Consider the following 26,604-nt stretch of genomic DNA (forward strand, 5'->3'; position numbering starts at 1 on the left):
GTTTTTAAAATTTGATTAAAATTTTAGGTCGCTGCACATGCCTTGCTCGCCCTTTTTTTTGATATACAGCGCCTACTCCTCGTCTTCCTCCGTTCGTACGATCAGACTTTTTGGAAGGCGGAATTTCTCGATGATCTCGCACTCCTTGGCGCGCATCTGCCCGTCGTCGCTCTCATGGTCGTAACCTAGCACGTGCAGCAGACCGTGCGTAAAAAGCAGCGCCGTTTCGTCGTCCCTGCCGTGCCCCAGCTGCGCGGCTTTCAGCTCTACGAGGTCTAAATTTATCACGACCGAGCCGAGCAGCGCGGGGATGAAATTTCCGCCGTCAAAATTCTCATTCTTTAAATTTTCATCGCCAGAACTTTCGCCCTCGGAATTTTCGGAATTTATAGTATTAGAATTTTCGCTCGCAGAATTCGCGGCGCTTGTATTTTCACTAGCGGAATTCGCAGTGTTTAGAATTTTATCGCCGCTGTTTTCATTCGCGGAATTCTCTTCGCTAAAATCCTCGCCGAAGCCTGCAAACGCCGCAGGATCGAGTGGGAAGCTCAGCACGTCGGTCGCCTTATCGATGCCGCGCGTTTGCGCATTTAGCTGCCGCATCTCCTCGCCGCGCACGAAAATTAGCTCGACATTCCCGCCGCCGCCCAGCTCCGCCGCGATAGCGTCCAAAATTTCGGGATATGGCTGCTCGCAAAGTATCATTTTTACCCCTCTTTTATAAAATTTTCGTATAATTTTAGCAAAAAAAGGACGAAAATGAGAGCTTTATGCGTGATCAGCGGTGGCATGGACAGCGCGACCTGCGCCTATATCGCGAAGCGCGAAGGTTACGAGATCGTGGCGCTGCACTTTGACTACGATCAGCGCACGATGGGCAAGGAGCGCGAGTGTTTCGGTAAAATTTGCGACGATTTGGGGGTCGCAAAGAGGTTCGTTTTAGACGCTCGCTTCATCGCGCAAATCGGCGGAAGCGCCCTTACGGACGGCACTTTACCGATCAGAAAGGGCGCAACGGAGCTTTGCGCCGCGACAAATTCTGCTAGCGCCGAGATTGACAGCGCGGCAAATTCCAAGAATGCCGAGATTGGAGAGCTAAATTTAATCGAGACAAATTCCGCCGCCGAACTAGACAGGCAAAATTCTATCGCGGCAAATTCTATTGATGCCGAGATTGGCGGGCAAAATTTTGCTGCGTCAAATTTCTCGACGAGCTCCGCGGACGTTCCGCTCGCCGTAGATTCGGCGCGGAGCAGCCGTACACAGAGCGGTGAAATTTTAATTCAAGGCTGCGAAATTCCACTAGGGGACGATGAGCCTTCGCCGAAAGGCAGTAAAATTCTGGTTCAAGAAGGTGAAATTTTACCTCAAAGCGGAGCCGAGCCGCAGCAGGGCGATAAAATTTCATCGAAGCGCGCAGAGGGTGAAATTTCATCGCAAAGTCAAAGCGATAAAATTTCACCGTCAAGCGGCGAGAGCGCGTTTTCGGATCTGCCGAGCACCTACGTGCCGTTTCGCAACGGCGTGTTTTTGAGCATCGCCGCCGCGCTCGCCGAGAAGGAGCGCTGCGACGCGATTTTCATCGGCGTGGTGCAGGAGGACAGCAGCGGCTACCCCGACTGCGGCGCGAGCTTCATCGCCGCGTTCGAGCGAGCGCTTGAGCTGGGCACGAGCCGCGACTTTCATCCGCGCATCAAAACCCCGCTCGTGCACCTTAGCAAGGCGCAGATCGTATCGCTGGCGCTTGGGATCGGCGTGCCGCTAGAGCTTACGTGGAGCTGCTACGAGCGTGAGGACGCTGCGTGCGGGCTTTGCGACAGCTGCCTGCTACGACTTAAAGGCTTCGCGGGCGCCGGCGCGAAAGATAAAATCCCCTACGTGATAGAAGCTTAGGTACGTCGCGGTTAAATTTACGGAGCCCGCGCGGCTCGGCGTGTCATCGCAGCGCCTGATATGCGCGGGTTTTGAATACGTAGCGTCGCATAGTTTATAGCGGGATTTTAAACATACGGCGGCGGCTTGCACTTTGGCGTACGCCGAGCTGCGGCTGTAAATTTAAGTTGCACCTTAAAATTTTAAAAATTTTAACGAGAGCGTTGCGCACGGTTCAAGGCAAAATTAATTATAAATTTAATCCCTACGCTATATTATTAGCGCATAGGCAAGTATAAACATATCGCGGTATAATCCTAGAATTAAATTTTAAGGAGTAGGAAATGGCGTTTGAAAATGCGATCATCACCAAAGAGGATGATGAGAAGTACGGGTTAAGCAAATTGTTTTATCAATTTAATCCCGTTTATAAAACTTTACCCGATGGAAAATCGTGGGTCGTCGATAGAAATGCAGATTGCTGGCTTATGGAAACTAAATTTTTTCAAGATCCGGAATACGATCATGCATATCTTAAGAAATCGGTTTGGACTTTATATTATAAAGGAGAGATAATAGAGGTTACGCTTGATTATGAAAACAATATATCGGATACAGAAAAATTTCATAGAATTTGGAAGCTTTTAGAATTAAAGCCAAAAGAAACTAAATCCCTTTCAAAAAATCAAATACTTATGCTTTTAAATAAAATTTTGAATGTATATGGATATGATGGCGCTTGGGGGCAGATTGAAAATTTCACTATGGAATTACAAGATTTAGTTGATGGGAGAGAAAAATAAAATGGCGTTTGAAAATGCAATCATCACAAAAGAGGATGATGAAAAGTACGGGTTGAGCAAAATTTACTACAAGTATAATCCATATTATAAAATTTTTGTCGGTAGACTGGATTGGACTATTGACAGAGCAAGAAACTGTTGGTTATGGAAAGTTTATAATTTTCCAGACCATGAATATGATCATAATACGCTTGAAAAAGCTATTTGGATTTTATATTCTAATGGAGATTTTATAGAAGTTGTTCTTGATTATGAAATTGATAAAACAGTAGAGCCAAAGCGACTTCATAGAATTTGGCAATTATTAGATTTAAACCCAATGCATACAAAAACACTTTCAACTGATGAAGTAATTTCAATTTTAAATGAAAGCCTGGAAACATATGGAGAATATGGCTATACTGAAACTATGCAGTCATCATATAGCTACTCCATGGAAATACAAAATTTAATCAAAGAAAAATAGAATGGCGTTAAAAATACAATCGTCACAAAAAGGGACGGCAGTGAACTAATTGAAAATTTTACTCAAACGCCGAGCGTAGATTTAGATGCGGAATGATTTGCAGCTCTGCGGGTGCCGTGAACTCCTTTTTACGCAGCTTTTCTATCGCCGCGCGCGCGATCATAGCGGCATTGTCGGAGCAAAATTTCATCGGCGCGAAAAGTATCTCGCAGCCCGCCCGCTCGCACAGATCAGTCAAAAGCCCGCGCAGGCGCAGGTTTGCGCTCGCTCCGCCCACGACGCCGAAGCGCGCAAAGCGGCGCAGCTCAAAGATCCGCTGCAATTTATCGAGTATGTGCGCACACGCCGCATCCTCAAAGCAGCGCGCCAGATCGCGCATCGCCCGCTCGTCTAGCTCGCCCGCTTCTTTTAGCTTCTCTATCTGCACGCGCACGGCGTTTTTAAGCCCCGAAAAGCTATACTCCAGCCGCCTGTCGCCCCTTAGCGGCACGGGCAGCTCAAACTTCGGCTCGCCGCTTTTTGCGAGCTCCTCGATGAGCGCGCCACCCGGATAGCCAAGACCCAGCATCTTTGCGACCTTATCGAAGCTCTCGCCGAAGCTGTCGTCGCCGGTGGTCGCCAAAATTTCGATACCTCCCGCAGCGCCGATATCCAAAACCATCGTATGCCCGCCGCTAACGAGCAAAACGCCCATCGAAAATCGCGCCTCGCTGCCTAAAAACAGCGAGTAGACGTGGCCTACAAGATGATTTACGCCGATGAGCGGCAAATTTAGCGCGAGCGCGAGCGCTTTTGCCATATTCACGCCGCCGATCAGGCTCACGCTGAGCCCCGGGGTATTGGTCGCTGCGACGGCGCTAAGCTCGCCAAAATAGGGTTTTGCGCGCTGTAAAATCCGCGGCAGCGCCTCAGTATGCAGCCTCGCGGCAAGCTCGGGCACGACGCCGCCGTATTTGGCGTGATCGGCCTCCTGGCTTATTTTTTCGTAAAATTTCAGCTCGAAACTGCGCTCATCCATCACCGCGACCGAGCTGTCGTCGCAACTGCTCTCAATAGCAAGTATCACACAAAATCCTTAAAATTTTTCGCTCATTATACTCAAAAATCGGCTTTGCGGCGCAGATGAAATTTTAAAATTTAAAACGGCGCGCTTTAAATTTTGTCTTTGTCGCGACATACTCACGCTCGCGGGGCAAAATTTTAAAATGCGCCATTCAGCTCGGTGCGCTAACGGAATTAAATTTAAAACGCGCTGCTACCGCACCATGTTTGCCGCTACGTGCGCGCAGTATCTGCCGCGGCGGGTAAAATTTTAAATATATGAAATTTTGGCAGTCGAAATTTAGCGGGTAAATTTAAAAAGGCCTTTGGATTTAAAGCTCCAAAGGCCGTTGCGATTAAATTTAGCGCTAAATTTAAAGGCTAAATTTTGGGTTCTTGTTCCTGTTTTTTCTCGCCGCTTGGGATCGCGGTGTCGTACCAATCGAGCTTGCGCGTAAAATACATAACGAGCGAAATCACCGCGAATATCATCAGGCTTCCCATTAGAAGCGCGTAGTCTTCGGAATTTAAGATGACGTAGAGGATCGCGTATGAAACAAGCTGAACGCAAGTGATGAAAACGCCCCAGCGCGCGCCTTTAAAAATCGCGCTCGCGTAGAAAAACACTATGGCACTTACCGCGATCGCCGAGATAGCGTAGCTGATCGCAAAGCCCATATGCTCGGAGAGCGAAAGTACCAGCAGGTAGAAAACGACGTCCTCAAGTCCTATTAATAGGTATTGGATCGGATGGATGCGCTCGTGAGTGTAAACCTCGCACAAAAAGATCGCCAAAAACGGCACCGCTAAGAATAACAGCGCATAATCCGTGCAGCGTTTAATCAGCGAGTAGTTATTCACGGGCTCGATGAAACCGATACTTACGGCATCATTTCTATCGTCGTTGCTGCGCCAGTTCGTCATAGCGACGCGGTCGTTTTGATCTGCAAGCCACGCAGGAGCAATGCCTGCGGCTAAGCCTGTAACTTCCCACGAAGCTTTAAAACCGCTAGCGCTTACCTCGCGCGATTTGGCGATAAAGCCGCCGCCAAAGCTAGGCGATGCCCAAGTAGAGCTAATCTCAAAACGGCTATTTTGCGCGATCGGAGCTAGATGAAGTGCCTCGCCGCCTTGAATTTTAAGCGTGCCGCTGATGCTAAAATCAGACGACAGCGCGGAAGTGGGAAGATTATAGATTAGGCTTCGATCGAAAATTTTAGCTTCGGTGTTGCCGTGATATTGCTTAAGCTCCTTGCCGTTTAGGCTTAAGACAGGGGAGGCGGTGAAGGATTTTTGATTGCCTACACCGAGCACTAGCACGGCTTCGTCGAAATTTAGCCGCGCAGGATCGACGCCGAGCTCGGTATAGTTTATCGCCTCAAAGTCCGCCTTAAGCGCAAAGTCGCCGTTATATATCGGAACGCGAAAAATCCCGCGCTTTAGATAGGTGGGGTCGATCTCCGCCGCGAGGGAGTAGTTTTTAGGCACGATGATGAAATTTTTCTCTACGCGCCTTTTTACGAGCTCGTTGTTGCTTTTGTCTATCGCTTCGATTACCTCTGCATAGGGCACTACGATCGCAAGGCCCTGGATTTGCAGCTCACCACCCACCGGCGTGAGGATCGAATCCTGCGCGAGCTGCTTGGTTTCGGAGCGCGAGTAGGTAAGATTATCGATAAAGCTTAGCGGAATTAGCAGCAGCAAAAGCAGCACTAAAACTATGAACGGTTTCGTCCAAAATGCTCCGCGAATGGCGTTTTTAGTAGAATTTAACAAAGGCTCTCCTTTTAAGTAGAATTTAAAACGGAATTTTAACGATGAAGAGTAAACGGACGGCACTTGAAGCAATATTAAAGTGCTATCGCCTAGAAAGCAGCTTTTTAGGACCGCTTAATCGGTCTTCTTTTCTAATGTAATTTGCCAAATTATTCTATAGACGTTTTTAGGATCGTCCACTTCTCTTTCATCATCGCGAATGACGTATAGAATTTGGGCACTTGTTATAGAATATCCTTTTCCAAATTTAAATATTTTTGGGCATCCACACTTAGTAAGGCAGGATATTTTAGCACCATTTATATAAAAATTCTTATCTACCATTTTATTACCATTTTTATAATTATCAAAATAGCTTTGAAAAGGAAAAATTTCTCCTGCCCTAGGCTTTGTTTTAATGATATTCTCATAAAATTTTTTTTCTTCGAGATAGTTAGAGCTAAAAACATCCCAATAATCCGTAGTTATATATATTTTATTTATAGTGCCATCATTTTGTTGCGGTAGTTGACAAATATCACTTTTTTGAAAATATTTCGTTAGATTCTTCTTGTTATCATCAAAATTATTTGCCTCATCGTATATACAAAGATGTCTTTTAGCTCTAGTCATCGCCACATAAAATATTCGTTTAAGGTATTTTATTTTCTTCTTGAATGATTTTTGATCCATCCTTTCTTTAGAATTTTCATCGTCTAGAAATTTTTTAAATTTTCCATAGCTTTTTTCGCCGCTACTTATATAATTATATGTTGTTATAACATATACACTATCAAATGTAAGCCCTTTTGATTTATGCATTGTAGTTACGAGAATTGTTTGTTTGTCGTTCGCATCTTTAAAATCATTAAAACCTACGGTTTTTATATATTTTTCAAAATCTAGCTTACCTTTATATTCTTTTTCAAATTTTTCTATTACTTTAATCATTAAATCATAATTAGCAGATCTAGGAAGACTTCTTCCTATTTTTGAATAATCCGAATCATCTTCTTTTGCCTTATAGAATATATAATCGCTATTATATTTTTCCTTAGTATCTTTTTTCGCTTCATCGAATTCAACTCCGCTACGCAATTGATCTATGAAATATCGAATTTCATCTAAATGCCTTATACTAAAATCACTTGAGTGGCTAGGTATAACTTTAAAATTATCTTGTATTAATGCACTAGAGATTAGTGCTACTATTCTATTACTAGGCACTAAAATAGCAATGCTTTTGCTTTTATCATCTCTGAGCCTATCTTTTAGATCCTCCATATAGTTGCTATTTTCACACTGAATTAAACGAAGCGAGCCTGTTATGTTTTTATTTTTATCGCTAATTTTTAGATATCCCTTTTTTTCTATGATCTCTGATCTAATGGCATTAGCTAGATCAACTATGGGTTTTATGCTTCTATGATTTTTATACAATGAAAGCCTTTGAAACGATAATATCTTTTCACTTTTTATAAACTTTCGTAGATTTTTAAAATTATTTATATCTGCTTTATCGTTTTTATCTTTAAAATCATTTATACATTGGCAATTATCGCCTACAGCTATCATTTTGCTTTTTTCATCTTTTTCTATCATTTTTTTATAGATAACTTTTATAAAGCCAAATAGTATTTTGTTTACATCTTGGAATTCATCTAAGATTAGAACTTTTGGGAGTATTGTGAAACCTCTATTGCTATCTTTTAAAATTTTAGTAGCTTCTTGTATTTGTTCTTTATAATCTTTATAATTTTGTTTTGGCCCAGAATTCGTAAATTTCAAAATTTTTCTGGCGTATGCATGGAATGTCGAAACCTCAATGCTATTAAAACCCATAATCTCATAAAGTTTTTTCTTAAATGCGTCAGTTGCGGCATTTTGATGAGTTAGCATTAAAATTTCGTTTTGTAAGTAGCCTTTTTCTAAGCAAAGTATCGCGGTTTTATATGCCAAGGTTGTAGTCTTTCCGCTACCAGGGCCCGCTTCGACGATTAAAACTTGAGCATCGTTTTTGCAAACTTTCTTTTGCTCTTCATCTAGCTCATCGAGTGAGACCTGTGGAAATTTTTGCTTTAATTCCACATAGGCCTTGCTCAGAAAATAGTCATCAGACATTTTTTGAGCTTTCGATTTATCCATGGCTAGCGTTTTGACGTATTGTTGATAATACGACAAGCTCCACGCCTTATTGATATAGTATTTTCTTAATTGCTCATAATCCTTATCGGTATAATCCTCCGTCTTTTCTAACTTTATTTTAAGAGACCTATAATAAATTAGTCTAGACTTTTTTATAACAAATTTATCCCCCAAAATTTTATCCAAAAAATACATATAATGAGCAAAGAACTTATCATCTAAAACACCTTTTTTATTTAGTTCTTTATCTAAGGAAATTTTATCTTTTATCTCTTTTTTTAATACGCCTGTAAAAATAATAACATCCCCCTCTTCCTTATCGTGTAGAGTTTTTATATCAATGATAAAATTTATGATAAATTCACAGATCTCTTGCCTCCTTTTCAAAGATTCTTCAAATTTATTCTCTGAATATATGGGTGGGAATTTTACCTTACATTTATGAGTGGATTCTTCCTCTTCATTGATAGATATTTTTATGCTAGAGTTTCTTAAATCTTTCTCATAAAGCTTTGCTAAATATTCCCAAGTTTTTATGATTTTGATATCTTCATCTGAATAATTAACTTCTTCATTTTTATTTGATTTAATAGATTCTAAAATTTTATTTTCTATCTCTATTAGTCTTCTTAGTTCATCTTTAGCTTCTTTTTTAATATAGGCTAGTATGTCGTTGTAGCCTTTTGATAAAATCCCCTCTTGCTCCAATTTATCCATTAATTTGTCGAATCCTTTTATGGAGTTTTTCTTATTATTTGATGAATCCTCGGACCCATCGATACCGAATACATCTAGTAGCTCTTGCATATCTATCGACGATCTCTCTCTGATATAGGCTATTATTCGCTTTGCTTTTTCTTTTTCACCGTTTGTTAATCCATTTATTTCATCGATCTTATACTTTGTTTCGTCCGGTTGAGTGATATGATAAACATCTCTTAATCTACTTATAAACCCTGCTTTCTCTAGTTCGGCTAAGACAGTATTTATTTTGTTTTGCTTGATTTCAAAGTTTGATTTTTTAGTACCTCTTTCATCAAATTCTGCAGCTTCGATTAGATCTCGTAGCTTTATCTCCGCGGTATCTTTTTTGTCTTCTAATAGCTCGCGTAGCTTTTTTAGGACATTGATGATATTTTGTATCGTAATTTGGTTTCGAAGAAGCATATCTTTAGAATATTCGAAGTCTTTAGTATCGTATAAAATTATGCAATCAGCTTCTTTCGTCTTTTTTTCGTCTCTTGCACCCCGGCCCGATTCTTGCATATATGATTCTAGCGAATCAGATAGCATATAGTGTATTACGGCTCCTATATCGCCCTTATCTATACCCATACCAAACGCTGTGGTAGCGACTACGATATCGATATTACCTTCTTTAAATTTTGTTAAAATTTTGTTCTTTTTACCTTCGCCTTCTTCTTCGTCTAATTTTGCGTAAAAAGGTTCGATTTTTAATTTTGAAAATTTTTCACCTAGTTTTTCACTTAGGTCTTTGCAGCCTTCTGCACTAGATGGAAGATAGATTATCGTAGGGACAATATTTCCTCCGTTCCTTTTCATTAACTCTTTTATTTCATTTACTAAGCATTTAAATTTTTCCGTATCTTTTTCGTCATCATTGTTTATCTTTATGGCTTCATATTTTAAATTTTTCCTTTTCGGCGAAGCGATAAATTCTTTTAGATCTAAATCAAGCTCCTTTTTAAAATATTCTTTGATCTCGCTTATGACCTCTTGTTTAGCGGTAGCGGTAAAGCAAGATACGGCTATTTTGTCTTGATAATCACGCTCCTGTAGTTCTTTTATTGCCTTAGCAATATAAAAGTAATCATGCCTAAAATCATGTCCCCATGTTGAGATACAATGCGCTTCGTCAATGACGAACCTATCAATATATCGCCTGCTTATGGCATCAAATACCATTTCTGAGCGCAGTGATTCGGGCGCTATATATAAAATATCGACACTGCCGTCTCTTACTCCTTTTAAAACGACCTGCTTTTCAAGATATGATAAATCGCCGCTGCTAGCATAAATTTTAAAATTTTTTGAGCATCCTTCCTTTTGTTCGAAATTTTCCACTTGATCTTTCATAAGTGCCTTAAGCGGAGATATTACGATCGTAAGTGGTTTATAGATTTTCGCTTTGATAAGTGCGGGGAGTTGAAAAGTATAAGTTTTGCCGGCGCCAGTAGGCAATACGGCTATAAAAGATTTACCCCTAAGAGCCGAGTCGACGATCTGCTTTTGTGAAATCTTACTCGAACCGTCCATAGTTTCAAATTCTTTAAATTTTTCTATGCCGAATACATTTTTAGAGAATTTCAGGATCTTTATTTTTTGTGGATCAAATAGAATGCCTTTTAAAATTCTCATTACGTTCGGATATTTTTTTAGTATGATAGATGAGATTGCAGAATAGTTATCATTAAAAAATATAAATGCTAAGGCAAAGGCAAAAGCAGTAGGATTTTGCTTAAATAATTCATTAAATTTTACCTCGTCGCAGATTGCATCGACGCCGTTTTCGGTATTTACGATTTTGTCTTTTAAGCTTAGGTATATATTTATCGAGTTTGGTTTTTTAATGCCTTTATAATTAAAATATCCTTGAAAATGTTTGTCGTCGTTTAGCAGATAGACGAATGCATCCTTTAAATTTTCAGATAGTCCGTCAAATTTCTCATCAAGTTTTTTGAATAATTTTCTGCATTCTTCCGCATCCGATACGGGATCGTTTATAATCGTTTTAGTTCGATCGTCGTCTAAATTTAAAGAGTATCGCGATAGACTATCGCTTTCGTAATTTATTTCGTCAGTTTTCTATATAGCTTTTCTAGTTTATGATCCAAATACGTAGGTTCTAAAAGCATCGAAAGAAATAGCGTGTCGATGATTTTTCTATTTTTAAAAAGATTTTCGTCTAATTTAGTCCTGTCAAAATCCACTATATTATGACCACATATACAGTCGATATTGTTTGATTTTAGAATTTCGCATATTTTTTGATCGCGATCCTCCTCTTTTTCAAATTTAAATTCCTTCGTAGAGCCTTGTTTATTTGCGCTGCTTGATATTACGATGCCGACTTTGAATACGTTATCTATGTCGCCATTGGGAGTGTTGCCATAATATTCCAAATCCATAAACGCTATTTTAGCCATGATTTATCCTTTATGATAAAATTTTGTAATTTTACTTGCTTTGCGTTAATGGTAGGAAAAATAATATGAATTTTATAAAGCTATTGAACTTTTAGCAATAGATAAAATTATCCAGACTCAAAGCCCTAGGAATTTTGAAATTCCAAGGGCTTTGAATTTTTAAAATTTCGCCGCTTTAGCGTGCAAAATTTCGTACCGTCATCTCGCGTAAGCTTTAAAATTTATACGCCACGCTTAGCTTGAAATTTCGTCCCGGCTCCCAGTCGATAGCGTTTGAATCACCAGTGAAATCGGCGCTGCGCTGCGAGTGCGACGCGTAGGCTTTATCAAAGAGATTGTAAACGCCCGCGTTGATCTCAAGCCCTTTAAATCGTCCGCCATCCGGAGCGTAGGTGACGTATAGATCGTGAACCGCGTAGCTAGGCACCTTGGTTTTTTCGTCGCTAGCTGCGGAGGCTACGTTTTTGGAGTCGAAAAAGAGTAAGTTATAGCCCAGCAGTAGATCTGCCGCAGAGATTGCGTACTCGGCATTGAAGGTGTATTTATCGCCATAGTCGCGGTAGCCGATGATGTTTGAGCTTAGATAGCCCGAGCCGCTGCGCACGCGGTCTTTATATTCTACGTGCTGGTGGGTGTAGCCCGCAGCAAGGCTCAAATCATCTAATATTAATCTTGCGAAAAGCTCGACGCCGTCAATGTCCGCACCGCCTGCGTTAGCCCTGCATAAAGTATTTGCTGCGCCTCCCGGGCAGCCGACGATTCCGCCCGCCGCATTGTTATCTACGATGAGATTTTTATACTCCGTCCTGAAGTACTTCGCAGTTAGGCTTACCGAGGAGTTCTCTCCTAGCTCGCTTTTGTAGCGACCGCCTATTTCGTAGGCGTTACCCGTAGTAGCTTTTAAATTTTCGTTAGCCATCCAGCTTAGCGGTCTGCCGCGACTAGTACCCGCAGCCATCATACTCTCCATTACGTCAGGTCCTCTAAATACTCGCGCATAGCTCGCAAACGCTCCAAATCCCGCGCCGATCTCGTAATCAAGCGCTAAAGCAGGGCTTACTTCGTTGAATTTATATTTGTAGCTAGAGATATTAGCGCCTCTACCGTTGTAAGTCTTTAGCTCGTGCCTTTCGTAGCGCACGCCAGGAGTTACCGTAAGCCCGCCGTAGCGCATAGCATCCTCGATATAAAAGCTATAATTATCGACCTTCTCGGGGCGTAGATTGCTGGGCTTGACGTAGTTTTCGGAGCGGTAGTAATCAAAGCCGTAGCGCAGCGTATGAGCCAGATCGCCCGTTTCAAATTTACTCTTAGCGCCGATTTTGCCGCCTTTGGTCTCGACGCCCCATTTTACGTTCGTCGAAGTCGATCCGATGCGTTGATGCTTGGTGTAATATCCCGTGATGTCGAGCTCTAGCAGGTCGCTTGGATTATACGTGTATTTGATCGTGTGTGTATCGCGCTCATATTCGCGGTTATCCAGCTGCCCGTTTAGCCATGAACCGAATTCTGGTCGCAGCGGATAGAGACCTTTATACTGCATATGCTCGGTAGAGAGCGAAATTTTATGAAAATCCAAAAAGCTATAGCCCGCTTTTAATAAATAATTTATATCGTTGCCGTCGCCGCCCGTAGGCTTGCCGTTGCCCGATTTGCCGAAGCCGTATCCGTAGTGCTTAAACGCAGCAAGCATATCTAGGCTATCAAACGCTCTGCCGTAGAGCATCGCACTTTGCGAATAGCCTTCGTTATTGCTTGTATAGTCCACTTTGAGCTTGGCGCCGATATCCTGACCGTCCTCAAGCATGTCAGAAGCGTCTACCGTCCTGAAGGCAACTGAGCCGCCCAAGGCGTCCGAGCCGTTCACGACTGAGCGCGCGCCTACATCGACCTCTACGGCTTTGATAAGATCAGGATCGATTAGTAAATCGGCGTTGTGATGGAAGGTATTGCCGTTTTGCTTCGCGCCGCGTGATATTTAGACCGCGATCGCTCACGCCGCGCATATAAATTTTTTGATTCATGCCGTTAGTGCCGCCCACATAAACGCCTGGGATGTCGCGAAATACATCTTTGATGAGTGTAGCGTTGCGGGTGTTGATTTTGATATCATCCACGGTGCTAGGCGTGCTAGAATCGCTAGTAACTTCGATTACGCCCAGGCTTTGCGTATTTGAATCTTTGCTTTTGGATACGTCCGTAGCGCTTGATTTCTCGTCTGCTTGTGCGCTTAAGCAAAGAACTGCGCACAAAGACAAAGCCAGATGAAATTTTTTCATACGAAACTCCTAAATGATAATGAGATTAAAAAATGGCGAATAATATAAAATTAATCATTTATTTTATATTAATTATCAAGAGATTTTAAAATCATTAGAATTTTAGCTCCGAATGCTTTGTTATCATTAAATAAAGCTAAATGATAAAATATAATTTAAATATCGCTCATCAAAATTTTAGTAAAAATTAAATCTACTTTTGATAAAATCGCTCATTTTTTAGCAAATCGATCTGCTAAATTTATAAAATTTTAAAATTATTAAGGAGAGCTTATGGGCATTATGGAATTTTTGGCGCATTACGTGGATTACATTATCTTTGCAATCCTCGGATTTATGAGCTTTTTGGTCGTGTGGTTTACTATCGAAAGGATGCTTTTTTATTCGAAGGTTAAAGCTAGCAATTACAAAAGCAAAGCGCTTTACGAAGAGGCTCTGACGAGAAATTTAACGACGCTTTATATCGTTTATTCAAATGCCCCGTATATCGGTCTTTTGGGTACCGTTATCGGCATTATGATTACCTTTTTTGATATGAGTACCGCAAGCGGTATCGATACCAAGGCTATCATGCAGGGTCTATCGCTCGCGCTTAAGGCTACCGCCACGGGTCTAGTCGTCGCCGTGCCTACGCTCATCATCTACAACGGTTTCGTCCGTAAAGTTGATGTGCTTCTAAATCGCTACGATGAGGTTAAATAAATGAGCATCCCTAGACGAGACGGGCTAAATATCGTTCCGTTCATCGACATTATGCTGGTGCTGTTAGCGATCGTGCTTAGTGTCTCGACTTTCATTGCGCAGGGGCATATCAAGGTAAATCTTCCATCTTCTTCAAGCTCGCAAAATCCGCAAGAGGATAAAAAAGTTACCATCAAAGTGGATAGCGAATCTAAAATTTATATAGACGATATTGCAATAAGCGAGGATGAGCTTGAGAAAAAAATTGCCGCACTCGATAAAAACGATCTTGTCGTATTGAAAAACGATAAAGACTCGAAATTTTCCTCTTTCATTTCGATCATGGATGTCCTAAAAAAGGCGGGCCATGAAAAATTTGCGATCGTGACCGAAAAAGAGCAATGAATAAAGATAGCGCAGTAGGTTTCATCGTATCTTTGGTGCTGCATTGCATCATCGCTGTGGGTGTTTTTGTTCTTTTATCGTCGGCACCGAAGCCGCCTAGCATGCCCGATATGATAGCCTTTTCCATCGATAGCATAATGGATGAGGCCAAGCAGGGCGATATCTCGGATGAGCCGAATATCCCGCCTCCTTCCGATCAGTCCGAACCGGATCCTGAGCCCGAGCCCACTCCGCCCGAGCCCGAGCCCGAACCGGAACCAACTCCGCCTGAGCCAGAGCCAATACCGGAGCCAGAGCCGATTCCTGAACCGGAGCCTATACCAGAGCCTGTAGTCGAAAAACCAAAACCGGTCGAAAAGCCTAAGCCAAAGCCGGTAGAAAAACCAAAACCGGTCGAAAAACCTAAGCCGAAAAAAGAGCATAAAGTTCAAAGTAGCGATAGGAATTTAACGGCTAAATTTGACCCGACAAAGCCTATTTCGCTGGGTAGCGGCGGGGGCGGCGGCTCTAGCGCAGCGGGTGGCGGTAGCGACGCTATAACAAGCCGCGGAGATCCTAGCAATAGCGATGTCGGCAAGAAAATTTTTGCCATCATTTCTCGCTACGCGCAGTCGCATTATCCAAAAAATGCGCAACGTATGCGTAAAATCGGCGTCGTAGGCGTGCACTTTACCTATACGGCAAGCGGAGATGTTAAAGGTCTTCGCGTTACGTCTTCCTCGAAAGTCGATTCGCTTGATGAGGGTGCATTAAGCGCAGTCGAGCGCACAAAAGGCAGCTTTCCAAAGGTCGAGAAAGATATGGAATTTAACTTTAGCATAAAATATACGCTAAATTTTAACTAGCCTTAAAGCTTCTACTAAAAACCCCTGCCTGGGCGGTGAAATTTTAAAATTTGCCGCTCTTGCCGCTTTATCTTAGCTCGCAAAATTCCATCTTGGCGAAGTAAAATTTTAAATTCGCCGCTTTTGCCGCATGAGCTTTTATAAACGGATTGGCGCCGTGAAATTTAAAATTTAAACGGAGAAAATTATGTCTTTTCAAATTTAGCCAAGCAAGCATCTTAAAGCGTTAAAATTTTAAATTTAAGCTGCGAAATTGCTAGGAAATTCCACTGATTTTAATGGAATTTTTACTATAATTTCGTATGAAATTTAAAAGATTAAAGGAAATTTATGATAGACGTTTACGACTTGGCGGTGATCGGCGGCGGTCCTTGCGGCATCGCTTCCGTAGTAGAAGCCAAAAGAAACGGGCTTGCGCATGTACTTCTGCTCGAAAAAGGCGACAACCACTCTCAAACGATTAGGCAGTTTTACAAAGATAAAAAGCGCGTCGATAAAGAATATAAGGGCTTTGACAGCGAGACGCGCGGCTCTATTTCGTTTGAAACCGGCACGAAAGAGAGCGTGCTAAATTATTTCGACGAGCTCTTAGATAGCGACGAAATCGATACGAATTTCAAAAGTGAAGTCGAAAAGATCGAAAAGCACGCAGATGAGTTTTATATCACGACTAGCTCGGCTGGATACCGCGCGCGCAACGTCATCGTCGCAATTGGCAGGATGGGCAAGCCCAATAAGCCCGCTTATAAAATTCCGCCTTCGATCACGCAACGCGTAAATTTCAATCTTGATAAATGCACGATTAATGAAAAAATTTTAGTCGTTGGAGGCGGTAACTCAGCTGCGGAATACGCTATAGCGCTATGTAAAACCAATGTCGTGACGCTTTGCTATCGCAAGGCTAAATTTACCCGCCTAAACGAGACGAACGAAAGCGACGTAATGCGCGAGACCAAATACGGCAACATCATCTTGCGCTTAGGTATCGATATAGAGGCTCTTGAGAATGAAAACGGCAAGGTGCTGGTAAAATTTGATAATGGCACCGAGCTCGTATTTGACCGCGTGATATACGCGATCGGCGGCACGAGCCCGATCGATTTTCTTAAAAAATGCGGCATCGCTTACGATGAAAACGGCGTGCCGATCGTGGATGAAAATCTCCAGACCGCCACTAGTGGGCTTTACGTGGGCGGAGATCTCATCAGCAGAAGCGGCGGATCGATCGTAGTGGCGATAAATCACGCCCATACCATCATCAAAAATATCCGCAGATGAGGCTTTATCAGCCAAAAAAGGGTTATCGCTACACGAGCGATACGATTTTTTTGTGGAATTTTATAAGAAACTCAGGCGTGCGTAAAGCTGACGCAGCATCGCAAAATGGCTCTTGGGCGCTGGGCTGTGGCGTGGAATTTAAAGATGCGACAGATGGAGACTTTAATGCGCAGTTTTGCGCTGCGGATTACGCAGGCGGTGAGGCGGAATTTTGCACCGAGGATTGCGCTTTTAGCAAAGAAGAGTCGTATGCCGCTAACCATAGCGTGGGGGATGATCGCGATTTTGGAGGTAAAGGCTGCGCCGAATTCCAGGCGGAATTTAAAATGAAATTTCAAGCGGAATTTCAGGAGAAATTTCAAAGCGAGCGCTGCAAAAATTCTGATTTTCAAAGCGACGAAGCCTGGCATACTTTAAAGCCCGACATTGCAAGCGGTGAAAATTTTAAATTTTGTGACGAGCAAATCGCGCAGTCTTTAGAATCTCAAAAGACACACGATAAAGATTTCGCGAGCAAATTTGAAGGCGCCAAAGCACGCGCGGATTTTGCTGCGGAGTGCTTGCGTGACGGAGGGTTTGCTGCTTGCAATGAGCGTAGCCCCAAAGGCGCGCTAAATCCGCGAGCGATATACGGCGACGTGCTGGATGTGGGCGCAGGATGTGGAATTTTAGGGCTTTTACTAAAGCGCGATTTTGAGAGCATTAATTTAAGCTTGCTAGAAATTCAAGAGCGAAATTTAGAAATCTTAAGGCTAAATTCTTTGCAAAACGATCTGCCTGCCGAGATTTTGCACGCGGATTTTGCGGGGTTTAAAAGCGAGAAGCGTTTTGACTTTATCGTCTCAAATCCGCCTTTTTATCGAGAGCGCATTTCGCTTAGCAAAGAGCCTCACATGGCGCTTAGTAAGAGCGCAGCAAGCCTTAGGCTACGGGATTTTGTGCGATCTGCGAACGCTCATCTCAAGCCTGGCGGTACGCTTATTTTTTGCTACGAGGCGGGCAAGCTAGCTAAAATTTGCGAGCTTTTGGGTGAGTTTAGGCTAAATTTAACGAGGCTTGGTTTTGTCTATCCTGACATTTCAAAGCCCGCTAAGCTCGCGCTTTTGCAAGCTCGTAAGAACTCGCGCTCGCCCTGTGAGATCGTCCTTCCGATCTATGCTAGCGCGCACGGAAGGCGCACCGCACAAGCCCACGCGATCTATAAAAGCGCAGATCTAACGAGCGTGGATTATGAGTGAGTTCGGCTTTAGCTTTGATGCGAGCGCGTGCGAGCGCTGCGGCGGCAAGTGCTGCACAGGAGAGAGCGGCTATATCTGGATAGATGAGAGCGAGATCGTAGCTCTAGCGGTAAAATTTAAAATTTCGCCCTCAAGGCTTAAAGAAATTTATTTACAAAAAATAGGCGCTAAATTTAGCGTAAAAGAAAAGCCCTTTGAAGGCGGCTTAGCGTGCGTGTTTTTTGACGAAGCGCAGCGCAACTGCGGGATTTACGAGCTGCGTCCGAAGCAGTGCCGTAGCTTTCCGTTTTGGGAATATTTTAAAACGCATACTAAAGAATTGGAGGAAGAATGTATCGGTGTAAGGTTTTTGGCGGAATTTTAATCGCGGCGATGATTTTAGCGCCGCAGTATCTAAGTGCGGAGAGTGGGACGAATGCTGCAGCAGCGAAGCAGTCCGTTACGGATAAAAAGGCGTCTGATCGGAATTCAAGCATTGGCACAAAAAACGGTGCAAAAGATGCAATTAAAAAGAGCTTGATAAATCGTGGCGTAAGCGCTAAAAGTATAACCAAAGAAAAGCTAAATCACGCGATGCGAGCGCAAGAGGACGCCGAGCTAAATTTTGATTTGCTTACAGCTTTGGAGCTACTGCATAAAGATCCCGTCGCATCGATGTTTTTATACGAAAAGGCATACAATAAAACGGGCTCGTCCGTTTATCTGCTAGAAGCGCTAAAGACTGCTTTTGCGATCAAAGATCGTAAAAATACGGCGCGCTATTTAAAGCTCGGCGAAAAGAGCCTAAGCTCAGACTCTGAGTATCTGCGAGTAAAGATCGGCTACTACTTAGGCATTAAAGATAATCTAAACGCCAATACCGCTGCTCTTAAGCTAGTCACCGTAGATCCGGTTTCACGAAGTTATGCGATCTTAGCGGCGACATATTATGCGATGGAGAATTTTACTTTAGCCAAAACCTACTTCGAAAAAGCCTATGAGCTAGACAAAACTGACGAAAATCTCATCAGATTATGCGACGTGCTGCTAAATAAACTCGATGATTCGGACGGAGCGATCCGCATCATCGAGACGCACAGGCGCATCTACGGCTGCGCCCAGGGTATGGCGTGCGAGCTGCTAGCTGATGTGTATCGCGCGAATAAGCGCTATTTAGATGTCGCTAAGATCGATGAAGCGCTGTATGAAGCCAAAGGGGATAATAAATTCTTAGACGATATGATAGCGATTTATTACTACTCAAACGACTTTGATAAAATAATCGAGCTTTTGAAAAAATACGACTACAAGCGTGAGCTTTTAATCGATGCCTACGCGCATAAAAAAGACTATAAAACCGCGATTAAAATGGCGCGTGATGAGTTTATGAAGACCAAAAATTACGACTTTTTGGCGATCGAGGCGATCTACGAATATGAAAGTGCGGGCAAAAATGTGGACGCCAAAACCCTGTCTAGCGTAGTGGCAAAATTTGAAAATATTGCGCCGCAGCTTAAAGACCCCGTGCATCTAAACTACTACGGCTACATCCTAATAGATCACGATTTGGACGTTCGCAAGGGCATCGAGCTCGTCCGCCGCGCCCTACAAAAAGACCCCGACTCGCCGTATTATTTGGACTCGCTTGCTTGGGGATACTACAAGCTTGGCGAGTGCGACAAGGCTAAAAATGAAATGGCTAAGATCAAAGACGCAGAATTTTTTAATTCCCCCGAAGGCAAAGAGCATTTAGAGGCGATCGATGCGTGCGCCGCAGGCACAGGCGTAGCGCCGCAGAATTCCATATCGCAAAATCCCACTACGATAAAAGGCTCCGCGCCGAAAGATCAGGCGCCGCAAAGCCCGGCAACAAAAACCCCTGCTCCAGATTCCATAAAATCTACGGCGCCCGAAAGCTCTGCGTTAGATTCCGCGCGTCCAAGTCCCACAACAACGCAAAATTTGGCGCCAAAAGACTCCGCTTTGCAAAATTCTGCTGGGTCTGCAAATTCCGCAGTTCAAAATCAGACACCAAATTCCGCGGCGTCTGAAAATTTTGCGACACCCATAAATTCCGCCGCGCAGAATTCTGCCTCGTCAAGACAAAATTCAGTATCGAGGCGGGATTTTATGCCAGAGCAAAATTCTACGTCGAAAGAGCTTACCGACTCTAAAACCCAGACGCCAAGGCAGTAGCGATGATTTTAGGCGAAATTTTAAAACGCACTCGCGAGGATCTCGCGCTTCGCAAAGAAAGGTTGCCCGAGGATCTGCTCGGTCGCTCGCTAAGCGCCAATCCCTACGAGCCGCGTGACGTCATAAGCGCGCTTAGAAGCGATGAGAAGGACCCGCTTCGCATCATCGCCGAGATCAAAAAGGCAAGCCCGAGCAAGGGGATCATCCGCGAGGATTTTGAGCCGCTAAGCCTTGCTGCGGAGTATGAAAATGCGGGCGCCAGCGCCTTTTCGGTGCTAACCGAGCCGCATTATTTCAGAGGCGATTTGGAGTTCATCCCGCAGATCCGCCGTTACACGCATACGCCCATTTTGCGCAAGGATTTCATCGTCGATCGCTATCAGATCCTCGAGGCGCTGGTTTACGGCGCGGATTTTATCCTGCTGATCGCCAAAGCCCTGGAAGGCAAGCAGCTAAAAGAGCTGCTCGAGTTTGCCCGCAGGCTGGGGCTTCGGGCGCTGTGCGAGATCCACGATAAGGACGATCTGAAAAAAGCGGTCTTTGCAGGCGCCGATATTATCGGCATCAACCATCGAAATTTAGAGACTTTCGAGGTCGATACGAGCCTGAGCGAGCGGCTAATCCCGCTGATTCCAAACGGCAAGATCATCGTCGCCGAAAGCGGTCTGCACTCGCACGAGCAGCTTTTAAGCTTGCACGAGGCGGGCGTCGATGCGTTTTTGATCGGAGAGCATTTTATGCGCCAAAATGACGTCGGCGCGGCACTGCGCGAGATAAAGCTCGGCGCGGGCGGCTAAATTTAAACCCGCTTGTTTGATCGCGAAAGATCAGATCGGAACGAGAAGTTAAATTTAGCGAAGAGAGCGAAATTTTAAGGCAGTAAATTTTTAAAATTCGTAAAATTCGGCTGACTTTAAAATTTAGCAGTTCTTTAAATTTAGCGGTTGCGACGCGATCAAATATCGCACGCTGCGTAAGTATCCGCGCTGTGCTTTGGCGTCGTGAGTTTATTATCACGCGCTGCGCGAGCGGCTGCGGAGCGAGGTTTAAATTTACGCCTTTCGTTTGTATAGCTTTCCGTCGCATCACGAGCTGGTGCAAAAGCGCGGGCTTAAATTTAGCTTTGAGTTTGCGAAGCTTCGCGCGTGGGGTTGGGCTTGTAACATTAAGCGCCGAGAATTGCGCGTCCGCCGTAGCGCCTTGCATGCCTAGCGTGCTACCCAAGCCCAGTATTGGCGATTGTGCGGCGCCGTGAATTTAATCACAGCTCGCGACCAAGCCATCCAGAGGAGCTTGCGCGTACGATAACTGCGCAAAAAGCGAGCTATCACAAAAGCGGACGGCGTAGGGGCTTAGCAGGACTGCGATACTCTGCAATACGACGCGATTGAGCCTCGGCTGTATTACGGCTACGCCGTGGTCGCGCCGCGTTTAAATTTTACCGCGTGTCGCGACGGTGATTGCGGCGCAGGTTTGGCACCGCGTACCGTGCCTGTGATTGCGTCAAAGTTTTATTATAATGCGCCGCGCAAACGGCTACGGTGCGGACTTTTAGACGCTATGTTTGCCGCGCGATGAGTGTCCGCCAAATGCGCACTAACGCCCGCCGCGGGCTTCGATCCGCAGAGTGCGTATTGCGCCGAAGTGCTCCGCGATTGCAAAGCATGTCGCGCCCTGCCACGTGCATAGCTCCGCGTCGTTCGAGCAAGCGCGGGCCGCGTAAATTTAAAATTCTATGAAATTTAGAAGTTTTAAATTCCAAATTTCATAGAATTTTGCGAAACGCAAATTTTAAAATTTCATAGAATTTTGGAATTTCGGAAAGGAAAAGAGATGGATTATCTTTGCGCCCCTTGGCGAAGCGAGTATTTTACCGAAAAAAGAAGCGGCTGTCCCTTTTGCGACGCGGCGGCGGATGCGGCGTTCGATGATCGCAACGGCGTGCTTTTTCGCGCGCAGCACTGCTTTGGGGTGATGAACCTCTACCCCTACAGCCCGGGCGCGTTTATGGTCATACCCTACGAGCACGCGGATAATATCGAGTGTCTTAGCGACGATGCGTGGGCGGAGATGAGCCGCTACGTGCGCGCCGGAGTGGGGATCTTAAAGCGCACTCTGGGTGCAAACGGCGTAAATATCGGTATGAATCTCGGCGCCGCCGCGGGTGCGGGCATAGCCGAGCACGTGCACTATCATCTCGTGCCGCGGTGGCAGCGCGATACGAATTTCATCACGACGATCGCAAACGTCCGCGTAAACGGTGTTTCGTTCGCCCCGCTTTTTGAAAAACTAAAAGCGGCTTACGCAGAAATCAAAATTTAAAACGGAGGATTGAGATGATTTTAGTTGCAGTAAAAAAAGATGGAAAATGGGGCTTTATAGACCAAGCTGGCAAAGAAGTTGCCCCTTGTATCTATGATATTATTTGGAGCTTTCGTGAAGGTTTAGATTGGGTGGTCGAAATATATGGTGGATTGCAATTGAAGGATAAAACTGGCAAATATATTGCTCCTTATATTGATGATAACGCTTTATACTTTTTCGAAGGCTTAGCTTTAGTCAAAAAAGATGAAAGATGGGGATATATAGATAAAACTGGCAAAGAAGTTATTCCTTGTATTTATGATGGAGCTTGGGATTTTAGCGAAGGATTAGCTTCAGTCAAAAAAGATAAGAAATTTGGCTTCATAGACAAAACCGGCAAAGGAGTTATTCCTTATATCTATGATGGAGCTTGGGATTTTAAAGAAGGCTTAGCTTGGGTCAAAAAAGATGAGAAATCTGGCTTCATAGACAAAACAGGAAAAGAAGCTATTCCTTGTATTTATGATGGAGCTTGGGATTTTAAAGAAGGCTTAGCTTGGGTCAAAAAAGATGAGAAATCTGGCTTCATAGACAAAACAGGAAAAGGAGTTATTCCTTATATCTATGATGGAGCTTGTGATTTTAAAGAAGGCTTAGCTTGGGTCAAAAAAGATGAAAAATTAGGTCTAATAGACAAAACAGGAAAAGAAGTCATTCCTTATATCTATGATGGATTCCGGGATTTTAAAGAAGGCTTAGCTTGGGTCAAAAAAGATGAGAAATCTGGCTTCATAGACAAAACAGGAAAAGGAGTTATTCCTTGTATTTATGATGGAGCTGGGGATTTTAAAGAAGGCTTAGCCATTGTCGGAAAAGATAATAAAATTGGCTTCATAGACAAAACAGGGAAAGAAGTTATTTTTTGTGCTTGTTATGGCATCTCAGATTTTCAAGAAGGCTTAGCTCTAGTTAAAAGAGATGAAGGATGGGGCTATATAGACAAAACAGGAAAAGAAGTCATTCCTTGTATTTATGATGGCGCTTCATACTTTTGCAAAGGTTTGTCTTGGGTCAAAAAAGATGAAAAATTAGGTCTAATAGACAAAACTGGCAAAGAGATCGTTTCTTGTATTTATGATGATATATTGGTCTTAGGCGATACCATATCTGATATATACGATCAATTCATATATTATAAAGGATATGTTAAGGTCAAAAAAGACGGCAAATGGGGTTTACTAGACGATGAGGATAATGAAATTTTAAAGCCAGCGTTCTACGACGAAGTAGAACTTGTGAAAGTTTTAAGCGACGACTACGTCAAAATCATACTAGACGGTCGCGAAACTATCGTTGATAAAAACGGCAAGATAATATCGTAAATTTAAAGGAGAGATAATGGTTAGCGTAGAGCAGGCGATCGAGGATCTGAAAAACGGCAAAATGCTCGTTATGGTCGATGACGTCGATCGCGAGAATGAGGGCGATTTAGTGTTTGCGAGCACATTTAGCAGCGCGGAAAAAGTAAATTTTGCGATCACGCACGCTCGCGGAGTGTTGTGCGTGGCGCTTAGTCCGCAGATAGCGGAGCAGCTAGATTTAAATTTGATGGTCGATAAAAACACCTCGAGTCACGAGACCGCATTTACCGTCACGATCGACGCGAAGGACACCAAGACGGGCGTAAGCGCGTATGAGCGTAATATGACGATCGAGCTGATGTCGCGCGTGGGCGCTCGCGCAGATGATTTCGTCCGCCCTGGGCATATCTTCCCGCTCATCGCCAAAAGCGGCGGCGTGCTCGCCCGCACGGGGCACACTGAGGGCTCTACGGATCTGTGCCGCTTGGCGGGGCTTTCGCAAAGCGCCGTGATCTGCGAGATCGTCAAAGACGACGGCGATATGGCGCGCAGGGACGATTTGGAAAAATTCTGCGCGCAGCACGGCATCAATATGATCTCGGTCGCGCAGATCGTGCAGTACCGCCTAAAGCACGAAACTCTCGTTAAATTTAGCGAGTCCAAAAGCGCTCTGCTGTGCGGCGAAGTGGCGAAATTTTACGACGTGAGCGATCACGAGGGCAACGAGCACCGCGCATATATTTTCGGCGAGCTGGGAAAGAGCGCGCAGACGAACGTGAAATTTCATAAAATTTCAAGCGATCTGGAATTTCTAAGCGATACGAAATTTAACGATTTTATGCGCGATCTGGACATTTTGCGCAAAGAGGGCGGCGTGCTTTTGATGCTAAAATCCGCGCAAAATCGCGCCGATTTTAAGAGCTTTGGCATCGGAGCGCAGATTTTAGCGCATCTGGGCGTGAGAAAAATCAAAATTTTAAGCAAGAGCGAGCCTAAAGACTACGCGGGGCTTAGCGGTTTTGGGATCGACATAGTTTGATAGCTCATATCGATTTGGACAGCTTCTTCGTCTCTGTAGCGAGGCTCGCCGATCCCGCGCTTGCGGGCAAAAAGATCGCGGTCGTCGGAGGCGGCGACGAGGAGATTTTCGGCGGCAAGAGCGAGCTTGGTAGCGTGATTTTAAGCGCGAGCTATGAGGCCAGAGCGGACGGCGTGCACTCGGCTCAGCCCGTTAAAATCGCGCTCGGACTCTGCCCGCAGCTGATTTTGGTGCGCGCGCAGCACGGCGAATACCGCAAGGCTTCACGCGAAATTTATGAGTTTTTACTAAACTTTACGCCCGAGATCGAAAAATTTAGCATCGACGAGTTTTTTCTAAATTTACGCGGCACGGCTTACGACGCGGACGCGCTGGGCTTTGCTGCGTTTTTACAAAGCGAGATTATGCGCCGCTTTAGCCTTCCGTGCAGCGTCGGTCTTAGCGAAGCAAAACTCATCGCAAAGCTCGCTACGGGCCTTGCTAAGCCCTTCGGCGTGCGCCAAATTTTAAAATCGCAAATCGCGCGCGAGCTATCCGTCGTGCCGGTAGCGAAATTCCCCGGCATCGGCAAAGCGGCGCAAAAAACGCTCGGCAAATACGGCATCGTAAGCTTCGGTGACGCGCTAGCGCACAGAGAAATTTTTGAAAAAATGGGCGCAAACGGCAGGAAAATTTTCGCAGCCCTTAGCGGCGAGGATGAGGGCGAGGTCGTCTCAAAGCGCGAGCGCAAAAGCATCGGCTTTGGGCGCAGCTTCGCGCCGTGCGCCGATCGGGACGAGCTGCGGCGTAAAATTTTAATTTTGGCGCGCCATTTGGCGGGCGAAGTGCTCGCCAGAGGCCTAAAGCCCGCGACGTATGATCTAAAGATCCGCTACAAATCGCGCGAGGAGTTTTCGCACCAGATCAGCCAGGATAGGGCGTTTAGTCTAAGCTTGCTGAGCGAGACCGCGCTTGAGCTGTTTAGGCTCTGCGACGTGAAAAAAGGCGCGCAGATAATCCACGTAGCGCTAAATCTTTCAAATTTTAGCGGCAAATCGGGCAGCTCGCTGCTCTTTGGCGAGATCGATAAAAAGCAGCAGAACTTAGATCGATCTTTAAGCAGGATTTGGGAAAAATTCGGCATCGAAAAGCTAAAAAAAGCAAGCGAAATTTGATTAAATTTAAAGGAAAAAGATGAAATTAGGCGAGCTATACTCGGTGATCTGCATAATCTTTGCGACGAATTTTAAAGGCGTGATAGACGAGCAGAAGTTGCGCGGCTTGGGCAAAAACTGGATCATCGTAAATAAAAATATCGAGAACAAAAACGGCCACGAGCTTTGGCAAAAGGTGCAAGGCGAGGACTATGCGGCGCTCGGGCGCGATTTTGAGGCGCTAAAAGGGGCGTTTGAGATGGATTTTTTCAAGCTCATTAGCGAAAGCGAAGTGGAGCTGTTTTATGAAAAATGCCGCTTTAAAAAGCCTTTTGCGGAGCTTAAAAGCGCTCATGCGGCCAATATGCTGGCGCTGCTTGCCATGATCTTTAAGCAAAACACGGACGCGAAATCGCATAAAATTTTGACGCTATATCTGGCGCAATTTATCATTCCTAGCTTTTCCGCGCTTGCTACGCACGTGCAGATAAATGCCAAAAGCAGCTACTACAAGGCGCTCGGGTGGTTTTTGGCGGATTTTTGCCGCGTGGTGAAAGAGACGCTGGGGCTTGGAATTTAAAATTTAGAATGCTCGCTCGCTCGGTATTTTTTTGCGT

General features: G+C 44.4%; 22 protein-coding genes and 2 pseudogenes. 17 read left to right on the forward strand and 7 right to left on the reverse strand.

Going from position 1 to position 26,604, the window contains the following annotated elements; translation table 11 throughout:
• Positions 1-72 precede the first annotated feature (72 nt).
• Entirely contained in the window at positions 73-705 is a 633-nt protein-coding gene (gene ybeY / locus QZ367_RS01045) for an rRNA maturation RNase YbeY (protein ID WP_291936147.1), read from the reverse strand.
• Positions 706-759: 54 nt separating this feature from the next.
• Between ybeY and QZ367_RS01050 the strand changes: the two are divergent.
• The 4 genes and pseudogenes from QZ367_RS01050 to QZ367_RS01065 form a co-directional block, all read left to right on the forward strand.
• Positions 760-1,032 (forward strand): annotated as a pseudogene (locus QZ367_RS01050) (7-cyano-7-deazaguanine synthase); the annotation flags it as partial.
• A gap of 453 nt (positions 1,033-1,485) precedes the next feature.
• Positions 1,486-1,893: pseudogene (locus tag QZ367_RS01055) on the forward strand (7-cyano-7-deazaguanine synthase); the annotation flags it as partial.
• A 323-nt stretch (positions 1,894-2,216) separates the two neighbouring features.
• Entirely contained in the window at positions 2,217-2,675 is a 459-nt protein-coding gene (locus tag QZ367_RS01060) for a hypothetical protein (protein ID WP_291936149.1), read from the forward strand.
• The gene (locus QZ367_RS01065; RefSeq protein ID WP_291938112.1) at positions 2,659-3,141 is read left to right on the forward strand and encodes a hypothetical protein; all 483 of its coding nucleotides are present in this window, start codon (positions 2,659-2,661) and stop codon (positions 3,139-3,141) included. Before QZ367_RS01060 ends, QZ367_RS01065 begins: the two co-directional genes overlap by 17 nt.
• A 58-nt stretch (positions 3,142-3,199) precedes the next feature.
• On the opposite strand, the gene tsaD is transcribed toward QZ367_RS01065, so the two are convergent.
• The 6 genes from tsaD to QZ367_RS01095 form a co-directional block, all read right to left on the reverse strand.
• Positions 3,200-4,207, reverse strand: a complete 1,008-nt coding sequence (gene tsaD, locus QZ367_RS01070) for a tRNA (adenosine(37)-N6)-threonylcarbamoyltransferase complex transferase subunit TsaD (protein ID WP_291936151.1) — start codon at positions 4,205-4,207, stop codon at positions 3,200-3,202.
• Positions 4,208-4,563: 356 nt separating this feature from the next.
• Positions 4,564-5,958, reverse strand: a complete 1,395-nt coding sequence (gene creD, locus QZ367_RS01075) for a cell envelope integrity protein CreD (RefSeq protein WP_291936153.1) — start codon at positions 5,956-5,958, stop codon at positions 4,564-4,566.
• A gap of 114 nt (positions 5,959-6,072) precedes the next feature.
• Positions 6,073-10,461 (reverse strand): RecQ family ATP-dependent DNA helicase, encoded by a 4,389-nt coding sequence (locus QZ367_RS01080; protein ID WP_291936155.1) that lies wholly within the window; start codon positions 10,459-10,461, stop codon positions 6,073-6,075.
• Positions 10,462-10,892: 431 nt separating this feature from the next.
• Entirely contained in the window at positions 10,893-11,249 is a 357-nt protein-coding gene (locus QZ367_RS01085) for a hypothetical protein (protein ID WP_291936157.1), read from the reverse strand.
• Positions 11,250-11,463: 214 nt separating this feature from the next.
• A complete protein-coding gene (locus QZ367_RS01090) occupies positions 11,464-13,116 on the reverse strand; it encodes a TonB-dependent receptor (RefSeq protein WP_291936159.1) in 1,653 nt (550 codons plus the stop codon).
• Between the two features lie 43 nt (positions 13,117-13,159).
• The gene (locus QZ367_RS01095) at positions 13,160-13,528 is read right to left on the reverse strand and encodes a Plug domain-containing protein (RefSeq protein ID WP_291936161.1); all 369 of its coding nucleotides are present in this window, start codon (positions 13,526-13,528) and stop codon (positions 13,160-13,162) included.
• 282 nt (positions 13,529-13,810) lie between these two features.
• Here QZ367_RS01095 and exbB point away from each other — a divergent pair, with 282 nt between their 5' ends.
• The 13 genes from exbB (at position 13,811) to QZ367_RS01160 (ending at position 26,567) form a co-directional block, all read left to right on the forward strand.
• The gene (gene exbB, locus QZ367_RS01100; protein ID WP_291938114.1) at positions 13,811-14,230 is read left to right on the forward strand and encodes a TonB-system energizer ExbB; all 420 of its coding nucleotides are present in this window, start codon (positions 13,811-13,813) and stop codon (positions 14,228-14,230) included.
• Positions 14,231-14,614: a TonB system transport protein ExbD gene (gene exbD, locus QZ367_RS01105; RefSeq protein ID WP_291936163.1), complete on the forward strand. Its 384-nt coding sequence runs from the start codon at positions 14,231-14,233 to the stop codon at positions 14,612-14,614.
• Positions 14,611-15,459: an energy transducer TonB gene (locus tag QZ367_RS01110; RefSeq protein ID WP_291936165.1), complete on the forward strand. Its 849-nt coding sequence runs from the start codon at positions 14,611-14,613 to the stop codon at positions 15,457-15,459. Before exbD ends, QZ367_RS01110 begins: the two co-directional genes overlap by 4 nt.
• A gap of 330 nt (positions 15,460-15,789) precedes the next feature.
• Positions 15,790-16,737: an NAD(P)-binding domain-containing protein gene (locus QZ367_RS01115; protein ID WP_177389505.1), complete on the forward strand. Its 948-nt coding sequence runs from the start codon at positions 15,790-15,792 to the stop codon at positions 16,735-16,737.
• A complete protein-coding gene (locus QZ367_RS01120) occupies positions 16,734-17,975 on the forward strand; it encodes a methyltransferase (protein ID WP_291936169.1) in 1,242 nt (413 codons plus the stop codon). The genes QZ367_RS01115 and QZ367_RS01120 overlap by 4 nt, the downstream gene beginning before the upstream one ends.
• The gene (locus QZ367_RS01125; protein WP_291936171.1) at positions 17,968-18,339 is read left to right on the forward strand and encodes a YkgJ family cysteine cluster protein; all 372 of its coding nucleotides are present in this window, start codon (positions 17,968-17,970) and stop codon (positions 18,337-18,339) included. The genes QZ367_RS01120 and QZ367_RS01125 overlap by 8 nt, the downstream gene beginning before the upstream one ends.
• Positions 18,306-20,150, forward strand: coding sequence for a hypothetical protein (locus tag QZ367_RS01130; protein ID WP_291936173.1), 1,845 nt, complete (start codon positions 18,306-18,308; stop codon positions 20,148-20,150). Before QZ367_RS01125 ends, QZ367_RS01130 begins: the two co-directional genes overlap by 34 nt.
• A 2-nt stretch (positions 20,151-20,152) precedes the next feature.
• Positions 20,153-20,947, forward strand: a complete 795-nt coding sequence (gene trpC / locus QZ367_RS01135) for an indole-3-glycerol phosphate synthase TrpC (RefSeq protein ID WP_291936175.1) — start codon at positions 20,153-20,155, stop codon at positions 20,945-20,947.
• A gap of 1,036 nt (positions 20,948-21,983) precedes the next feature.
• A complete protein-coding gene (locus tag QZ367_RS01140; protein WP_291936177.1) occupies positions 21,984-22,472 on the forward strand; it encodes an HIT domain-containing protein in 489 nt (162 codons plus the stop codon).
• 14 nt (positions 22,473-22,486) lie between these two features.
• Positions 22,487-23,836, forward strand: a complete 1,350-nt coding sequence (locus QZ367_RS01145; RefSeq protein ID WP_291936179.1) for a WG repeat-containing protein — start codon at positions 22,487-22,489, stop codon at positions 23,834-23,836.
• A 16-nt stretch (positions 23,837-23,852) separates the two neighbouring features.
• A complete protein-coding gene (locus tag QZ367_RS01150; RefSeq protein WP_291936181.1) occupies positions 23,853-24,854 on the forward strand; it encodes a bifunctional 3,4-dihydroxy-2-butanone 4-phosphate synthase/GTP cyclohydrolase II in 1,002 nt (333 codons plus the stop codon).
• Positions 24,851-26,008 carry a DNA polymerase IV gene (locus QZ367_RS01155; protein ID WP_291936183.1) on the forward strand — a complete coding sequence of 386 codons (1,158 nt, stop codon included), beginning with the start codon at positions 24,851-24,853 and terminating at the stop codon, positions 26,006-26,008. The genes QZ367_RS01150 and QZ367_RS01155 overlap by 4 nt, the downstream gene beginning before the upstream one ends.
• Before the next feature lie 19 nt (positions 26,009-26,027).
• Positions 26,028-26,567 carry a hypothetical protein gene (locus QZ367_RS01160; protein ID WP_291936185.1) on the forward strand — a complete coding sequence of 180 codons (540 nt, stop codon included), beginning with the start codon at positions 26,028-26,030 and terminating at the stop codon, positions 26,565-26,567.
• Positions 26,568-26,604: the final 37 nt, after the last annotated feature.

This window comes from Campylobacter sp., assembly GCF_019423325.1.
In the GTDB taxonomy this organism is placed as follows: domain Bacteria; phylum Campylobacterota; class Campylobacteria; order Campylobacterales; family Campylobacteraceae; genus Campylobacter_B.

What these genes read in the sequence shown, in the direction of transcription:
- ybeY (WP_291936147.1), bottom strand. Translation starts at nt 705, where the DNA reads ATGATACTTTGCGAGCAGCCATATCCCGAAATTTTGGACGCTATCGCG.
- QZ367_RS01060 (WP_291936149.1), top strand. Translation starts at nt 2,217, where the DNA reads ATGGCGTTTGAAAATGCGATCATCACCAAAGAGGATGATGAGAAGTAC.
- QZ367_RS01065 (WP_291938112.1), top strand. Translation starts at nt 2,659, where the DNA reads ATGGGAGAGAAAAATAAAATGGCGTTTGAAAATGCAATCATCACAAAA.
- QZ367_RS01080 (WP_291936155.1), bottom strand. Translation starts at nt 10,461, where the DNA reads ATGAGAATTTTAAAAGGCATTCTATTTGATCCACAAAAAATAAAGATC.
- QZ367_RS01085 (WP_291936157.1), bottom strand. Translation starts at nt 11,249, where the DNA reads ATGGCTAAAATAGCGTTTATGGATTTGGAATATTATGGCAACACTCCC.
- QZ367_RS01095 (WP_291936161.1), bottom strand. Translation starts at nt 13,528, where the DNA reads ATGAAAAAATTTCATCTGGCTTTGTCTTTGTGCGCAGTTCTTTGCTTA.
- exbB (WP_291938114.1), top strand. Translation starts at nt 13,811, where the DNA reads ATGGAATTTTTGGCGCATTACGTGGATTACATTATCTTTGCAATCCTC.
- exbD (WP_291936163.1), top strand. Translation starts at nt 14,231, where the DNA reads ATGAGCATCCCTAGACGAGACGGGCTAAATATCGTTCCGTTCATCGAC.
- QZ367_RS01110 (WP_291936165.1), top strand. Translation starts at nt 14,611, where the DNA reads ATGAATAAAGATAGCGCAGTAGGTTTCATCGTATCTTTGGTGCTGCAT.
- QZ367_RS01115 (WP_177389505.1), top strand. Translation starts at nt 15,790, where the DNA reads ATGATAGACGTTTACGACTTGGCGGTGATCGGCGGCGGTCCTTGCGGC.
- QZ367_RS01120 (WP_291936169.1), top strand. Translation starts at nt 16,734, where the DNA reads ATGAGGCTTTATCAGCCAAAAAAGGGTTATCGCTACACGAGCGATACG.
- QZ367_RS01125 (WP_291936171.1), top strand. Translation starts at nt 17,968, where the DNA reads ATGAGTGAGTTCGGCTTTAGCTTTGATGCGAGCGCGTGCGAGCGCTGC.
- QZ367_RS01130 (WP_291936173.1), top strand. Translation starts at nt 18,306, where the DNA reads ATGTATCGGTGTAAGGTTTTTGGCGGAATTTTAATCGCGGCGATGATT.
- trpC (WP_291936175.1), top strand. Translation starts at nt 20,153, where the DNA reads ATGATTTTAGGCGAAATTTTAAAACGCACTCGCGAGGATCTCGCGCTT.
- QZ367_RS01140 (WP_291936177.1), top strand. Translation starts at nt 21,984, where the DNA reads ATGGATTATCTTTGCGCCCCTTGGCGAAGCGAGTATTTTACCGAAAAA.
- QZ367_RS01145 (WP_291936179.1), top strand. Translation starts at nt 22,487, where the DNA reads ATGATTTTAGTTGCAGTAAAAAAAGATGGAAAATGGGGCTTTATAGAC.
- QZ367_RS01150 (WP_291936181.1), top strand. Translation starts at nt 23,853, where the DNA reads ATGGTTAGCGTAGAGCAGGCGATCGAGGATCTGAAAAACGGCAAAATG.
- QZ367_RS01160 (WP_291936185.1), top strand. Translation starts at nt 26,028, where the DNA reads ATGAAATTAGGCGAGCTATACTCGGTGATCTGCATAATCTTTGCGACG.